The sequence below is a fragment of the Mesorhizobium sp. USDA 3734 genome, assembly GCF_056279665.1.
In genome coordinates, this window is record NZ_JBWCCW010000001.1 from 1,515,219 (window position 1) to 1,529,985 (window position 14,767).

Sequence of the window (14,767 nt, forward strand, 5' to 3'; positions counted from 1 at the left end):
GCAGGCGCAGGAACCCAGAGCGGCACTGAAAGACAGCGGTTCAACGTCTGATTCATTGAACCGCTCCAACCATTTGTTTTTGCGCGATTATGGATGGAAGACCGCTGCACTCTTTTTTCGCGAATTGCGCTACAGCGACGATCCCCGGCCCAGGGTCATCTCCGCTGCCCGCTGTCCGATCATCATGCTGGGCGCATTGGTGTTGCCGCCAGGCTTAAACGCCTGATAGGTGCCGAACACCTTGCAGACGCCCTTGATCTCGACAGCCTTTCGAGGTGCGCCGTGGCCGGCCTCACCATTCATAGTCAGGCGCTCCGGTAAGGACTTTTGCGAGCTCGGCGATGAAGGATTTCGACGCCGCGCACCAAAAGCGGGCGCGGCGTCGATCCGGTGGTTACATCTTCTCCCATTTGCCGTTGCGCACGACGAACATGTCGATGTCGATGGCCATGTTGGTCTGTCCGTTCGCATCGAACGAGACGTCTCCCAGAATGCCGTCGTGATCGAGGACATCCGCGAATGCATCGGCTGCAACATCTGCATCCCCGGCGACATGACCATGTCGATCTCGCGCTGCACGCAGAACCCGACCTTCATGGAGGAGTGGCGCAAGGGCTGGCATCCCGAACGCATGCAGGTCAAGGGCGACAGCGACAGCGTGCTGATCGTCGGCGCCGGTCCCGCCGGGCCGGAAGCGGCGCGTGCGCTCGGCCTGCGCGGCTATCAGGTGGCCATTGCCGAAGCCGGCACCGAGCTCGGTGGCCGCGTTGCGCGCGAGTGCCGCTTGCCCGGTCTCTCCGCATGGGGGCGGGTGCGTGACTATCGCCAGTACCAGATCAGCCAGATGTCCAATGTCGACGTCTATTTCGAAAGCCGGTTGTCGGCGCAGGACATTCTGGACTTCGGCTTCCAAAACGTCGCCGTCGCCACCGGCTCGACATGGCGCCGCGACGGCGTGGCGCGCGCGCATGTCGTGCCGATGCCGGTCGACCCGGCCATGCCGGTGTACACGCCGGACGATCTGATGGGCGGCAATGTGCCGACAGGCAGTGTGGTGCTGTTCGACGACGACCACTATTACATGGGCGGTGTTCTGGCCGAGCTGATGGCGCGCCAGGGCGCGAAGGTGACGCTGGTGACGCCTTCGGCCTATGTGTCCGACTGGACCCGCAACACGCTGGAGCAGGGCGCCATCCACCGCCGGCTGGCCGAACTCGGCGTCGAGATCGTGCTGAACCGGACCGTGACGCGCATTGTGCCGGGCGGCGTTGCCACGGCCTGCGCCTATACGGGCAGCCAATTTGACATCGCCGCGGACGCCGTGGTGCCGGTGACGTCACGCCAGCAGGACGATGGCGTCTGGCACGAGCTGAAGGCGCGGCGGGACGAGTGGGCCGACAGCGGCATTCGCTCGATCAAGGTCATCGGCGACGCCGAAGCGCCGGGCCCGATCGCCTGGGCAACCTACGCCGGCCACCGCTTCGCCCGCGAGCTGGATGAAGCCGATATTGGCGACGCACTGCCCTTCCGCCGCGAGGTCACGGCGCTGGCTGTGGAATAGACGCCGGTCGTTGCGGTCAGCGAATGTCGGGGTTGTTCAATCATACCGCATTGCACAATTCCTTCGCTTGGTCACAATACAGGCATGGTCCGAACCGCACTCGCCGTCCTGGTGATCGACGAAAACCGCATTCGCGCCGCGATCATCGAGGCGGGTTTGCGCGAGGCCGGCCATGAGCGGGTCACCGTCATCCATGACGTGACCGGCATTGCGCGGCGGATCGCCGAGATCGAGCCGGACGTCATCGTCATTGATCTCGAAAATCCGAACCGCGACATGCTGGAAAACATGTTCCAGCTGTCGCGCGCGGTGAAGCGGCCGATCGCCATGTTCGTCGACCGCTCCGACCAGGCCTCGATCGAGGCGGCGGTCGATGCCGGCGTTTCGGCCTATGTCGTCGACGGTCTGCGGCAAGAGCGCGTCAAGCCGATCCTCGACATGGCGGTCAGCCGCTTCAACGCCTTTTCGCGCATGGCGCGCGAACTGGATGAGGTTCGCGGCGAGCTCGAAAGCCGCAAGGTGATCGATCGCGCCAAGGGCATTCTGATGAAGTCGCGTGGCCTCACGGAAGAGGCGGCCTACACGCTGCTGCGCAAGACAGCGATGAACCAGAACCGCAAGATCGGCGACATTGCCCAGAGCCTGGTGACCGCCGCCGGGCTGCTGGGACCGGCGGAGGACGAATGAGCATGGGCGCCGAACACCAGATCACCGCCGGCTTCATGCCGCTTTTCGACAGTGCAGTGCTGGTGGCGGCCGGCGAGATTGGCTTCGCCGCACGCGAAGGCATTGACCTTACGCTGCACCGAGAGACTTCCTGGGCCAACATCCGCGACCGCATCGCCATCGGCCACTTCCATCTCGCCCATATGCTGGGGCCGATGCCGCTTGCCTGCAATCTCGGGCTGACGCCGCTCGCCTCGGAGACCATCGTGCCGTTCTCGCTCGGCCTCGGCGGCAATTGCGTCACCATCTCCAACACTGTGTGGGAAGGGATGGCGGCGCATGGCGCCGTGGCCGACCTCGATCCGGCGCGCGCCGGTGCCGCACTTGGCGCGCTGATCCGCGAGCGCGCTGCTGCCGGTGGCGATCCGCTGCGCTTTGCCGTCGTGCATCCGCATTCCGGGCATAATTACGAACTGCGCTACTGGCTCGCGGCCTGCGGCATCGATCCAGAGCGCGAGATCGAGATCGTCATCGTGCCGCCGCCCTTCATGGCCGATGCATTGGCCGCCGGGCGGATCGACGGTTACTGCGTCGGCGAACCCTGGAACAGCGCCTCGGTGGCCGCCGGCACCGGCCATATCGTCACCGTCAAGGCGCTGCTGTGGAGGAATAGCCCTGAGAAGGTGATCGGCGTGCGCAAGGCCTGGGCGGACGAGAACCCCGAGGCACTGGCCGCACTGCTGCGCGCTCTGCATCACTCTGCGCGCTGGTGCCAGGATCCGGCCAACCATGGCGAATTGGCTGCTGTCATGTCGCAGCCTGGTTTCCTCGGCCTGCCGCCGGCCGTGCAGATGCCGATCCTGACTGGACATCTCCAACTCGGCGACGGCGCGGAGCGGACGATCGACGACTTCTTCCTGCCCTTCGACAAGGCCGCGAACTTTCCGTGGAAGAGCCATGCGCTGTGGTTCTACACGCAGATGGTGCGCTGGGGGCATGTGGCGCACACGCCTGAGAACCTCGCCATCGCGCGGGATTGCTATCGTCCCGACCTCTACCGCTCGGCGCTGAAGCCGCTTGGCGTCGCACTTCCCGGCGCCAATTCGAAGGTCGAGGGCGCGCTCCGCGTCGCCACCGCGGTCGGTGCGACCGGTGCCGGTCTGGTGCTCGGCCCGGACGGTTTCTTCGACGGCCAGATCTTCGATCCCGACGAGATCGATGCCTACATTGCCGGCCAGAAATCGGCCCGCACGGAAGCCTGATCATTTCCGCGTCATTCTTGTGCATTGCACAAAAATTGTGCGTGCATTTGCTCTAATGAACAATCTTTGGCCTGCCCGCTATATCGCCGGGCGCGCTGTCGATCGGTGCGTATCGCGGATTTCATTGATGTTTTTTCTGTTTCTCCAAACTGGCATGGTTCATGCTTTGAAATAATCAGGCCCTTCGTGGGTCACGGAACAGGCGTCCAATGGCGGGCGCCACAGGCAAAGCTGCCGCTCAGGTTCATGCGCTCCCGGTCACCCGGACGCGAAGACCTGGCTGGCGGCTTTTTTGTTTTGATCAACACGCAATCGACGACGCGGATCCCAAGCCGCGCCCAACCGGAGACGACGATGACGAAACGGATCAGGACTGGAACAACCCTCAAGGACATGACCCGCCGCGATTTTCTGGTCAGCAGCGCGATGACGGCGGGGCTGTTCGTGGCCGCCCGCAAGCTCTTCCCCTCCGGTGCCTATGCCGCTACCGCCACTCCGGAGGTCACCGGCGCCAAACTCGGCTTCATTGCGCTCACAGATGCGGCACCGCTGATGATCGCCAAGGAGAAGGGACTGTTCGCCAAGTTCGGCATGCCCGATGTCGAGGTGCTCAAGCAGGCTTCCTGGGGTGCGACGCGCGACAATCTGATGCTCGGCGGCGCGGCCAACGGCATCGACGGCGCCCATATTCTGACGCCGCTGCCTTACCTCATGCACACCGGCAAGGTGACGCAGAACAACCAGCCGATGCCGATGGCGATCGTGGCGCGGCTCAACTACGACTGCCAGGGCATTTCGGTCGCCCAGGAATATGCCGACACCGGCGTCGGCCTCGACGCCTCGAAGCTGAAGGACGCCTTTGCGGCCAAGAAGGCGGCCGGTAAGGACATCAAGGCCGCCATGACCTTCCCGGGCGGCACGCATGATCTGTGGCTGCGCTACTGGCTGGCCGCCGGCGGCATCGATCCCGACAAGGACGTTTCGACCATCGTCGTGCCGCCGCCGCAGATGGTGGCCAACATGAAGGTCGGCAACATGGACGTGTTCTGCGTCGGCGAGCCGTGGAACGAGCAGCTCGTCCACCAGGGCGTCGGCTTCACCGCTGCCACGACGGGCGAGTTGTGGAAGGGTCATCCGGAAAAGGCGCTCGGGCTGCGCGCCGAATTCATCGAGAAGTACCCGAACGCCACCAAGGCGATCCTGATGGCCGTCATGGAAGCCCAGCAATGGTGCGAGGCCACTGAAAACAAGGACGAGATGGCCGCCATCATCGGCAAGCGGCAATGGATGAACGTGCCCGTCGCCGACATCATCGGCCGCCTCAAGGGCGACATCAACTACGGCAATGGCCGCGTCGCCAACGGCACCGATCTCTACATGAAGTTCTGGAAGGGCGGCGTCTCCTACCCGTTCAAGAGCCACGATTCGTGGTTCCTCGCCGAGAACATCCGCTGGGGCAAGTTCGCGCCGACCACCGACATCAAGGCGCTGGTCGACCAGGTCAACCGCGAGGATCTGTGGCGCGAGGCGGCCAAGGATCTCGGCGTCGCGGCAGCCGACATTCCGGCGTCCTCGTCGCGCGGCGTCGAGACCTTCTTCGACGGCAAGATCTTCGATCCGGCCAACCCGTCCGCCTATCTCGATAGCCTGAAGATCAAGGCATCGGCTTGAACCCCCCGCGCAAACGGCGCATTGCGCCGTTTGGCGCTCGAATTATCTGCCCCACGGAGTTTTCCCCAGACATGTCGATCCAGACTATCGAGGACACAGTTGTGAAGGCGTTCCCCGCGAAGCCGGCGGAGGTCGTCGCCTTCACCGCCAAGGCGCGGCGCCGCTTCGATCCGCTCGCCATCGCCGGCAAACTGGCGAGCGCGTTGGTGCCGCCCATCATCGTCATCGCCCTGATGCTGGTCGTCTGGCAGATCGCCTGCTCGTCGCCGACATCAAGCCTGCCGCCACCGAGCCAGGTTTGGAACGAGGCCTACGATCTGATCGCGCATCCGTTCTTCGACAATGGCCCGCAGGATATCGGGCTGGCGTGGCGGGTGCTGATCTCGCTGCAGCGCGTTGCCATCGGCTTCGGCCTGGCGGCGGTCGTCGGCGTCGCTCTCGGCGCGCTGGTCGGCCAGTCGATCTGGGCGATGCGCGGCCTCGACCCGGTGTTCCAGATCCTGCGCACGGTGCCGCCGCTGGCCTGGCTGCCGCTGTCGCTGGCGGCGTTCCGCGATTCCAGCCCGTCGGCGATCTTCGTCATCTTCATCACCTCGATCTGGCCAATCATCATCAACACCGCCGTCGGCGTGCGCAACATCCCAGAGGATTACCGCAACGTCTCGCGCATCCTGCGGCTCAACCAGTTCGAATTCTTCGTCAAGATCATGGTGCCGGCCGCCGCGCCCTACATCTTCACCGGCCTGAGGATCGGCATCGGCCTGTCCTGGCTCGCCATCGTCGCCGCCGAAATGCTGACCGGCGGCGTCGGCATCGGCTTCTTCATCTGGGACGCGTGGAACTCGTCGCGGCTGCCCGACATCATCGTCGCGCTCGCCTATATCGGCGTCACCGGCTTCTGCCTCGACCGGTTGGTCGCGGCGGTCGGCGCCTTCGTCACCCGCGGCACAACGGCAAAGTGAGGAAAGCGCCATGACGGCCTATCTGAAGCTCGACCACATCGACAAATCCTTCGCCCGTGGCAATCAGGTCAGCGAGGTTCTGAAAGACATCAGGCTGACCATCGACAAGGGCGAATTCGTCTCCATCATCGGCCATTCCGGTTGCGGCAAGTCGACCTTGCTCAACCTGATCGCCGGGCTGACCAAGGTGTCCGCGGGCGCCGTGCTGCTCGAGGACAAGGAGGTCGACAGCCCCGGTCCCGAACGCGCCGTGGTGTTCCAGAACCACTCGCTGCTGCCGTGGCTGACCGTCTACGAAAACATCAACCTCGCGGTATCGAAGGTTTTCGGTCGTTCGAAGAGCAAGGCCGAGCGGCACGACTGGATCATGCGCAATCTCGACCTTGTGCAGATGGCGCATGCCAAGGACAAGCGCCCGGCGGAAATCTCCGGAGGCATGAAGCAGCGCGTCGGCATTGCCCGGGCGCTGGCCATGGAGCCGAAGATCCTGCTGCTCGACGAGCCGTTCGGCGCGCTCGACGCGTTGACGCGCGCCCATCTGCAGGACGCGGTGATGGACATCCATTCCAGGCTCGGCTCGACGACGATCATGATCACCCATGATGTCGATGAAGCGGTGCTGCTCTCCGACCGCATCGTCATGATGACCAACGGCCCGGCGGCGACCATCGGCGAGGTGCTTGCCGTGCCGCTGGCGCGCCCGCGCCGGCGCGTCGAACTCTCTTCCGACCGGACTTTCCTGCGCTGCCGCGAGGCGGTGCTGAAGTTCCTCTACGAACGCCACCGCTTCGTCGAAGCCGCGGAGTAGCACCATGAGCGAAAGATTGGTCATCATCGGCAACGGCATGGCCCCCGGGCGCATGCTCGAGCACCTGCTGGAACAGGCGCCGGGCCGCTACACCGTCACCATCTTCAATGCCGAGCCGCGCGTCAATTACGACCGCATCATGCTGTCGCCGGTGCTGTCGGGCGAGAAGGCCTATGAGGAGATCATCATCCACGGCGACGGCTGGTACATCGCCAACAACATCACCCTCTACAAGGGCCACAAGATCGTCGCCATCGACCGGGCGGCGAAGACCGTCACCTCCGACCATGGCGTCACCGAGCCCTATGACAAGCTCGTCATCGCCACCGGCTCGGTGCCGTTCATCATTCCGGTGCCCGGCCATGACCTGCCGGGCGTACTGACCTATCGCGATCTCGACGACGTGCAGGCCATGATGCTCGCCGCGCAGTCGCGGGCCAAGGCGGTGGTCATCGGCGGCGGCCTGCTCGGGCTGGAGGCGGCGGCGGGCTTGAACGCACAAGGCATGGACGTCACCGTGCTGCATGTCATGCCGACGCTGATGGAGCGCCAGCTCGATCCGGCCGCCGGCTATCTCTTGCAGCGTGCGGTGGAGCAGCGCGGCATCAAGGTCATCACCAAGGCCAACACACAGGCGATCACAGGCAACGGCAAGGTCGGGCAGGTGGAACTGGCTGACGGCACCATCATTCCGGCGACGCTGGTGGTCATGGCCGTCGGCATCAGGCCGAATTCGGCGCTGGCCAAACAGGCCGGCATCGCCGTTAACAGGGGCATCGTCGTCGATGCAGGCATGCGCAGCAACGATCCCGACATCTACGCGCTCGGCGAATGCGCCGAGGTCAACGGGCAGGTCTATGGCCTCGTCGCACCGCTCTACGAGATGGCGCGCGTTACTGCCAGCCAGCTTGCCGGCAACGAGGCGGCGGCCTTCGTCCATATGGACACGCCGACCAAGCTCAAGGTCACCGGTATCGATCTGTTCTCGCTCGGCGACTTCGCCGAGGGCGAGGACCGCCAGGAGATCGTGCTGCGCGACGCGGCCGCCGGCGTCTACAAGCGCCTTGTGCTCAAGGACGACCGCATCATCGGCACCGTGCTCTATGGCGAGACGGCGGACGGCGCCTGGTTCAACGATCTCAAGAAGAAGCAGACCGACATATCCGAAATGCGCGATACGCTCATCTTCGGCCAGTCCTACCAGGGGGGTGCCCCGCTGGACCCTATGGCGGCCGTTGCAGCCTTGCCGGATGATGCGGAAATCTGCGGCTGCAACGGCGTTTGCAAGGGAAAGATCACCGGCGCGATCACGGCCAAGGGCCTGATCTCGCTCGACGACGTGCGCGCCCACACCAAGGCCTCGGCCTCGTGCGGCTCCTGCACCGGGCTGGTCGAGAAGCTGATGGTGCTGACCATCGGCGACAAATACAATCCGGCGGCGGTGCAGCCGATGTGCGGCTGCACGACGCTCGGCCATGACGAGGTGCGCCGGCTGATCATCGCCAAGAGCCTGAAGACCATTCCGGCCGTCATGCAGGAACTGGAATGGACGACCTCCTGCGGCTGCGCCAAATGCCGGCCGGCGCTCAACTACTATCTCGTCTGCGATTGGCCGGACGACTATGCCGACGACTACCAGTCGCGCTTCATCAACGAGCGCGTCCACGCCAACATCCAGAAGGACGGCACCTATTCGGTGGTGCCGCGCATGTGGGGCGGCGTCACCAATGCCGCGGAATTGCGCGCCATCGCCGACGTCGTCGACAAGTTCGAAATCCCGATGGTCAAGGTCACCGGCGGCCAGCGCATCGACATGCTCGGCATCCGCAAGGAGGACCTGCCGGCGGTGTGGGCCGATCTCGGCCAGGCCGGCTTCGTCTCCGGCCACGCCTATGCCAAGGGCCTGCGCACGGTGAAGACCTGCGTCGGCTCCGACTGGTGCCGCTTCGGCACGCAGGATTCGACGGGCCTCGGCATCCGCATCGAGAAATTCATGTGGGGTTCGTGGACGCCGGCCAAGGTCAAGATGGCGGTGTCGGGCTGCCCGCGCAACTGCGCCGAGGCGACCTGCAAGGATGTCGGCGTCATCTGCGTCGACTCCGGCTACGAGATTCATTTTGCCGGGGCTGCCGGCCTCGACATCAAGGGCACCGAGGTGCTCGGTATGGTCAGGACCGAGGATGAGGCGCTGGAGCATATCGTGGCGCTGACGCAGATGTACCGCGAGCAGGGCCGCTATCTCGAGCGCATCTACAAATGGGCCAAGCGCATCGGCATCCCCGAGATCAAGCGCCAGATCATGGACGATGGCGACAAGCGCAAGGCTTATTACGACCGCTTCGTCTTCAGCCAGAAATTCGCCCAGGTCGACCCGTGGTCGGAGCGCGTTTCCGGCAAGGACAAGCACGAATTCCGGCCGATGGCCTCGGTCGGCTTTGCGCAGGCGGCGGAGTGACCACGATGAACTGGGTATCAATCGGTTCCATTTCGGACATCCCCCGCCGCGGCGCGCGCTGCGTCGCAACGCCAGAAGGCAAAGTCGCGGTCTTCCGCACCCAGGACGACCAAGTCTACGCCATCGACGACCACTGCCCGCACAAGGGCGGACCGCTCAGCCAGGGCATCGTGCACGGCACGGCGGTGACCTGTCCCTTGCACAATTGGGTGATTTCGCTGGAGACGGGCAAGGCGCTGGGCGCCGACGAGGGCGCCGTGCGCACCATTCCGGTGCGGGTCGAAGGCGAGCGTCTGTTCATTGCGCTGGAAGCGCTGGCCAGCCGCGCGGCCTGAACCATGGAGATCGACGCAGCGCGCGAGGTGAGGACCACCTGCCCCTATTGCGGGGTGGGCTGCGGCGTGCTGGCGAAGGTCGCCGCGGACGGGCAAGTGTCCGTCCGCGGCGACCCCGACCACCCGGCCAATTTCGGCCGGCTCTGCTCCAAGGGCTCGGCACTGGCCGAGACCATCGACCTCGACGGCAGGCTGCTCCATCCGGAGATCCACGGCCGCCGTGCCGGCTGGGACGAGGCGCTCGACCTCGTCGCCTCGACCTTCTCGCAAACCATCGCCGAGCACGGCCCGGATGCGGTCGCCTTCTATGTCTCCGGCCAGTTGCTGACCGAGGATTATTACGTCGCCAACAAGCTGATGAAGGGCTTTGTCGGTTCGGCCAACATCGACACCAATTCTCGGCTGTGCATGGCTTCTTCGGTCGCCGGCCACCGCCGCGCCTTCGGCTCCGACACCGTGCCGGGAACCTATGACGATCTGGAGCTTGCCGACCTGATCGTACTGGTCGGCTCCAATCTCGCCTGGTGCCATCCCGTGCTCTACCAGCGAATCGCGGCGGCCCGGGAAAAGCGGCCGGAGATGAAGATCGTTCTGGTCGACCCGCGCCGCACCATGACCGCTGACATCGCCGACATGCATCTGGCGATCGCGCCCGATGGCGACGTCGCATTGTTCACCGGGTTGCTCGCTTATCTCGGCCAGCACAACGCGCTCGACCGTACCTATATCACGGCGCACACGACCGGCTTCGGGCAGGCGCTTTTCGCTGCATCGGCGCTCGACCTGGCCGGCGTCGCCGCCGCCACGGGCCTGAGCGAGGACGAGCTTGGCCGCTTCTACAGCCTGTTTGCGGCGACCGCGAAAACGGTGACGGTCTACAGCCAGGGGGTGAACCAGTCGTCTTCGGGCACCGACAAGGTCAACGCCATCATCAACTGCCATCTGGCCACAGGCCGCATCGGCAAGCCCGGGGCTGGGCCGTTCTCGGTGACCGGCCAGCCCAACGCCATGGGCGGGCGCGAGGTTGGCGGCATGGCCAACATGCTGGCCGCCCATATGGAGATCGAAAACCCCGACCATCGCGAGCGCGTGCGGCGCTTCTGGAACGCGCCTGATATCGCGCAGAAGCCCGGCCTGAAGGCGGTCGAGATGTTCCAGGCGCTGGCCGACGGGCGCATCAAGGCGCTGTGGATCATGGCCACCAATCCGGTCGATTCGATGCCGGATGCCGGCGCCGTCGAAGCGGCGATCAAGGCGTGCCCGTTCGTCGTGGTGTCGGATGTGCTGGCCCAGACCGACACCGTCCGCCACGCCCATGTCCGGCTGCCCGCCGCCGCCTGGGGCGAGAAGGACGGCACCGTCACCAATTCCGAGCGCTGCATCTCACGCCAGCGCGCTTTTTTACCCGTGCCCGGCGAGGCGCTGCCCGACTGGCGGATTGTCGCCGAGGTGGGCAAGCGGATGGGGTTTGGCGAGGCGTTTTCGTATGCGGCGGCATCCGAGATATTTGCTGAGCACGCCGCTTTGTCGGGGTTCGAGAATGACGGCGTGCGGGATTTCGATATTGGGGCTTATGCTGGTGTCGATGCGAAGGGGTATGAAGAATTGGCTCCGTTCCAATGGCCAGCGCCGAGCCAAGGCACCCCCCTCTGGCCTGCCGGCCATCTCCCCCGCAAGGGGGGAGATCAGCTGGTGTCGCGGTCTTCGCCAATTACCAACGATGAAGGAGATATGCGACCATCAAAGCTGCCAATCTCCCCCCTTGCGGGGGAGATGGCCGGCAGGCCAGAGGGGGGTGTTCAAGCTGGACTTAAACCAGAAGGCGAAAACACCCGCTTCTTCGCCAACGGCGGCTATTTCACACCCGACCGCAAGGCGCGCTTCCTCGCCATCCGCCCCACTGCGGAAACCCGCACCAGTCCCGACTATCCGCTGATCCTGAACACCGGCCGTATCCGCGACCATTGGCACACCATGACGCGGACGGGGAAAAGCCCGCGGCTTTCGCAGCACATCGCCGAACCCTTCGTCGAAATCCACCCGGCGGATGCCCAGCGCTTCGGCATCGGCGACGCCGACATCGCACGCATTTCCAGTCCGCGCGGCGACGTGCTGGTGCGTGCGCTGGTGACGGCGCGCCAGCGCCAGGGCAGCCTGTTTGCGCCGATGCACTGGACCGACCAGTTTTCGGCAAAAGGCCGGCTCGACACGCTGACCGCGCCGCTCACCGATCCCATTTCCGGCCAGCCGGCGCTGAAACATGTCGCCGCCCGTATCGAGAAATTCACCGCAAAGACCTTCGGCTTCGCCGTGACGCGGCAGAGGCCGGCGCCTGATACCGCGGCCTACTGGGCCGTGGCCAGATGCAAGGGCGGTTGGCGGGTCGAACTGGCCTTTGCCGATGACGACATCGACTGGGCGGGCTTTGCCGGGTCACTGTTCGGCGCGTCACCGGGTACCGAAATGCTTGCCTATCACGACCGCGACGCCGGTCAGCATCGCATCGCCGCCTTCGATGGCGATCAACTGTCCGGAGCCTTGTTCGTCGCGCCCGGCCCGGTCGCGGTGTCGCGCGGCTGGGCGGCGGAACAGTTGAGCGCCGATCCTATCGAGCGGCGCGGCAGGCTGGCGATCGTGGCCGGGCGGCCGGGCGGGATCGACGTCGACCGCGGCGCCATCGTCTGCTCCTGTTTCAGCGTCGGCGCCAACGAGATCGCCGAAGCGGTGCGCCTCGGCTGCGGCAGCGTCGCGGCAATCGGCGCGGCCCTGCATGCCGGCACGAATTGCGGTTCCTGCCGGGCCGAGATCAGGGTGATCATCGACGCACAGAGTCTCCAGGCAGCCGAGTGATTGTCCCGACCAAAGGGGGCCTGCGCGACGGCGCCGGTTGGGCTATGGTGGCGCAAGCGTGCGGCGTCGTGCACGAATCGCTTCAGTCAGGGTCATCCAATGGCAAATCCCCCGCGCCGACCGACAAATCCGATGACGGCCGCCGAGGCGGCTTTCAAGCCGGTGAAGAAGCCGGCTGCCCCGGTTCGTGAGCCCTCCGCCGCTCCAGGCGTCAGGGAGCTTGTTTCGATCCGGATCGACCGCGCCGTGCTGGACCATTTCCAGGAGGACGGTCCCGGTTGGCAGGACCGCATCAACGACGCCTTGCGGCAGGCGATTGAAGGCAAGCCGATCGCCGCCGGGGATGTTCGTTCAGACGACGAGTAGCGGCAGTTCCACGGGCTCACGCCTCGAAGTGCAGGATATAGAGCTTCCGCGTCTTCTCGTGGATCGTCCATTCGCCCTTCCAGCCTTTCGGCAGCACCAGCATTTCGCCCGGGCCGACGTCCTCGCTGCGGCCGTCGGGACCATGCAGCGAGACGCGGCCCGAGACGATGTGGCAGGTTTCGGAGTTGCTGTCGCGCGACGCGGTGAAGCGGCCTGATGTGCACTCCCAGACGCCGACTTCCAGTGTGCCGTCTGGCGAGGTCCACAGCGTCTTCGACGCTTCGAGCTGATCGCCGCTGATTGAAGTCGGCTTGGGTTCGGGCTCACCGAGGTCAATCGAGGCGAGATGGGCGAAGGTCTGGAAGTCGGTCATGGCGGTCTCCGGGCAGGCACTGAAAATGCAGAAGGTTTTTGGGGTCGCTCCGAAGGCTCAATGCCCGGTGATGCGGTCGGCGATTGCGGCCAGTTTCGACGTGTGCTGGAGGCCCGCCTCCTCACGTTCGTCGGCGACGCGGTAGAGCTGATACATCGAGTGGACGCCGAGCCAGCGCATCGGCTCGGGCTCCCATTTGCTGACCTGCCGGTTAACCCAGGGCAGGCGGGTCAGTTCGGTGTCGCGGCGCAGGATGAGGTCGCGCAGCGTGCGGCCCGACAGGTTGGAGCTCGACACGCCGAGCCCGACATAGCCGCCGGCCCAGCCGATGCCGGTTTCAAGGTCGAGGCCTGATGTCGTGCACCAGTCGCGCGGCACGCCAAGCACGCCGCACCAGGCGTGGTCGATGCGAAGCTTGGCTGTCTGCGGCAGAAGCCGGGTGAGGATCGCGTGCAGGCTCTCGATGGTCGCCTGCTGCGTCTGGCCGCGCACATCCGTTTGCGATCCGTAGCGATACGGTACGCCGCGTCCGCCCATGGTGATGCGGCCTTCCCTTGTGCGCTGCGCATAGCAATAGGCGTGCGCTGCATCGCCCAGAAGCTCATGGCCTTGCCAGCCGATCTCGTCCCATAAGGATTGCGGCAGCGGCTCGGTGATGATCTGCGCGCTGTTGAGCGGCAGCCAGAGCCGCTCATTGCCCGGTATGCCGGCCGTGAACCCCTCGGTGGCGCGGATGATGATGGGCGCTCGCACGGTGCCGCGGTTGGTCGTGACCTTGCCCTTCTCGATACCGGCCACCGTAGTCTGTTCATAGATCGGCACGCCAAGCCGCTCGACGGCTTCGGAGAGCCCGCGCACCAGCTTGGCCGGCTGCACGCGCGCGGTGCCGTGGTGGATATAGCCGCCAAGCACATTCCTGATGTTGATGCGGGCCTTGGCCTCTGCCTGGCCGATCAGGCTGACACGCTCGCTCGGGACGCTCCAGCCGATCGCATCGGCATAGGCGGCTTTGATCCGTTCGAGCTGCGGCGGGTTGGTGGCAACCGTCAGATTGTCAACGCGGCGGATGTCGGCATCGATGCCTTCGGCCTCGGTCACCTTGATCACTTCATCGACCGTGCCATGCATGGCGGTTTCCATGTCGATGACGGCGCCACGGGTCGACGTCTGCAGATATTTCTCGCGCGACCAGCTGAAGCCACCGGACAACCAGCCGCCATTGCGGCCCGATGCGCCGAAGCCGGCGAACTCCCGTTCGACGATGGCGATGCGGATCGAAGGATCGGCCTGCTTCAGATAGTAGGCCGTCCACAGGCCGGTGTAGCCGGCGCCGACGATGCAGACATCGGCTTCGAGGTCGCCCGGAAGCGGCGCGCGATAGGCCGGCAGGCCGATGTCGGCATACCAGAACGAGACGTTGCCGTTGACTTTGGCGTCCATGTCTAAAATTCCTGCGGG

At 65.1% G+C, this 14,767-nt stretch carries 13 protein-coding genes; 10 read left to right on the top strand and 3 right to left on the bottom strand.

From position 1 onward, the window contains the following. Nucleotides 1-129: 129 nt before the first annotated feature. Nucleotides 130-303: a hypothetical protein gene (locus tag ACZ89F_RS07155; RefSeq protein ID WP_476091047.1), complete on the bottom strand. Its 174-nt coding sequence runs from the start codon at nucleotides 301-303 to the stop codon at nucleotides 130-132. Nucleotides 304-499: 196 nt separating this feature from the next. On the opposite strand from ACZ89F_RS07155, the gene ACZ89F_RS07160 reads away from it, so the two are divergent. From ACZ89F_RS07160 to ACZ89F_RS07205, 10 genes are all read left to right on the top strand, one after another. After that, entirely contained in the window at nucleotides 500-1,561 is a 1,062-nt protein-coding gene (locus tag ACZ89F_RS07160) for an NAD(P)-binding protein (protein WP_476091048.1), read from the top strand. A gap of 84 nt (nucleotides 1,562-1,645) precedes the next feature. Then, nucleotides 1,646-2,248 (top strand): ANTAR domain-containing response regulator, encoded by a 603-nt coding sequence (locus tag ACZ89F_RS07165; RefSeq protein ID WP_476091049.1) that lies wholly within the window; start codon nucleotides 1,646-1,648, stop codon nucleotides 2,246-2,248. A 2-nt stretch (nucleotides 2,249-2,250) separates the two neighbouring features. Continuing rightward, nucleotides 2,251-3,489, top strand: coding sequence for a CmpA/NrtA family ABC transporter substrate-binding protein (locus tag ACZ89F_RS07170; protein ID WP_476097232.1), 1,239 nt, complete (start codon nucleotides 2,251-2,253; stop codon nucleotides 3,487-3,489). Between the two features lie 354 nt (nucleotides 3,490-3,843). Further along, complete coding sequence (locus tag ACZ89F_RS07175; protein WP_476091050.1) at nucleotides 3,844-5,160, top strand: CmpA/NrtA family ABC transporter substrate-binding protein; 1,317 nt, start codon at nucleotides 3,844-3,846, stop codon at nucleotides 5,158-5,160. 71 nt (nucleotides 5,161-5,231) lie between these two features. After that, nucleotides 5,232-6,122 carry a nitrate ABC transporter permease gene (ntrB, locus tag ACZ89F_RS07180; RefSeq protein WP_476091051.1) on the top strand — a complete coding sequence of 297 codons (891 nt, stop codon included), beginning with the start codon at nucleotides 5,232-5,234 and terminating at the stop codon, nucleotides 6,120-6,122. A gap of 10 nt (nucleotides 6,123-6,132) precedes the next feature. Then, nucleotides 6,133-6,930: an ABC transporter ATP-binding protein gene (locus tag ACZ89F_RS07185; RefSeq protein ID WP_136620067.1), complete on the top strand. Its 798-nt coding sequence runs from the start codon at nucleotides 6,133-6,135 to the stop codon at nucleotides 6,928-6,930. A gap of 4 nt (nucleotides 6,931-6,934) precedes the next feature. Continuing rightward, nucleotides 6,935-9,385, top strand: coding sequence for a nitrite reductase large subunit NirB (gene nirB, locus ACZ89F_RS07190; RefSeq protein ID WP_476091052.1), 2,451 nt, complete (start codon nucleotides 6,935-6,937; stop codon nucleotides 9,383-9,385). 5 nt (nucleotides 9,386-9,390) lie between these two features. After that, complete coding sequence (gene nirD / locus ACZ89F_RS07195; RefSeq protein ID WP_476091053.1) at nucleotides 9,391-9,720, top strand: nitrite reductase small subunit NirD; 330 nt, start codon at nucleotides 9,391-9,393, stop codon at nucleotides 9,718-9,720. A 3-nt stretch (nucleotides 9,721-9,723) separates the two neighbouring features. After that, on the top strand, nucleotides 9,724-12,570 hold the full coding sequence (locus tag ACZ89F_RS07200; protein WP_476091054.1) for a nitrate reductase: 2,847 nt from the start codon (nucleotides 9,724-9,726) through the stop codon (nucleotides 12,568-12,570). A gap of 99 nt (nucleotides 12,571-12,669) precedes the next feature. After that, nucleotides 12,670-12,936 carry a BrnA antitoxin family protein gene (locus ACZ89F_RS07205; RefSeq protein ID WP_476091055.1) on the top strand — a complete coding sequence of 89 codons (267 nt, stop codon included), beginning with the start codon at nucleotides 12,670-12,672 and terminating at the stop codon, nucleotides 12,934-12,936. A 16-nt stretch (nucleotides 12,937-12,952) separates the two neighbouring features. Here the strand turns inward: ACZ89F_RS07205 and ACZ89F_RS07210 are convergent, their stop codons facing one another. Further along, nucleotides 12,953-13,309 carry a cupin domain-containing protein gene (locus ACZ89F_RS07210; protein WP_476091056.1) on the bottom strand — a complete coding sequence of 119 codons (357 nt, stop codon included), beginning with the start codon at nucleotides 13,307-13,309 and terminating at the stop codon, nucleotides 12,953-12,955. A gap of 57 nt (nucleotides 13,310-13,366) precedes the next feature. Continuing rightward, entirely contained in the window at nucleotides 13,367-14,749 is a 1,383-nt protein-coding gene (locus ACZ89F_RS07215) for an NAD(P)/FAD-dependent oxidoreductase (protein ID WP_476091057.1), read from the bottom strand. Nucleotides 14,750-14,767: the final 18 nt, after the last annotated feature.

Excerpts from the sequence above, each read along its gene's own strand:
- ACZ89F_RS07155 (WP_476091047.1), bottom strand. The coding sequence starts at position 303 with ATGAATGGTGAGGCCGGCCACGGCGCACCTCGAAAGGCTGTCGAGATC.
- ACZ89F_RS07165 (WP_476091049.1), top strand. The coding sequence starts at position 1,646 with ATGGTCCGAACCGCACTCGCCGTCCTGGTGATCGACGAAAACCGCATT.
- ACZ89F_RS07170 (WP_476097232.1), top strand. The coding sequence starts at position 2,251 with ATGGGCGCCGAACACCAGATCACCGCCGGCTTCATGCCGCTTTTCGAC.
- ACZ89F_RS07175 (WP_476091050.1), top strand. The coding sequence starts at position 3,844 with ATGACGAAACGGATCAGGACTGGAACAACCCTCAAGGACATGACCCGC.
- ntrB (WP_476091051.1), top strand. The coding sequence starts at position 5,232 with ATGTCGATCCAGACTATCGAGGACACAGTTGTGAAGGCGTTCCCCGCG.
- ACZ89F_RS07185 (WP_136620067.1), top strand. The coding sequence starts at position 6,133 with ATGACGGCCTATCTGAAGCTCGACCACATCGACAAATCCTTCGCCCGT.
- nirB (WP_476091052.1), top strand. The coding sequence starts at position 6,935 with ATGAGCGAAAGATTGGTCATCATCGGCAACGGCATGGCCCCCGGGCGC.
- nirD (WP_476091053.1), top strand. The coding sequence starts at position 9,391 with ATGAACTGGGTATCAATCGGTTCCATTTCGGACATCCCCCGCCGCGGC.
- ACZ89F_RS07200 (WP_476091054.1), top strand. The coding sequence starts at position 9,724 with ATGGAGATCGACGCAGCGCGCGAGGTGAGGACCACCTGCCCCTATTGC.
- ACZ89F_RS07205 (WP_476091055.1), top strand. The coding sequence starts at position 12,670 with ATGGCAAATCCCCCGCGCCGACCGACAAATCCGATGACGGCCGCCGAG.
- ACZ89F_RS07210 (WP_476091056.1), bottom strand. The coding sequence starts at position 13,309 with ATGACCGACTTCCAGACCTTCGCCCATCTCGCCTCGATTGACCTCGGT.
- ACZ89F_RS07215 (WP_476091057.1), bottom strand. The coding sequence starts at position 14,749 with ATGGACGCCAAAGTCAACGGCAACGTCTCGTTCTGGTATGCCGACATC.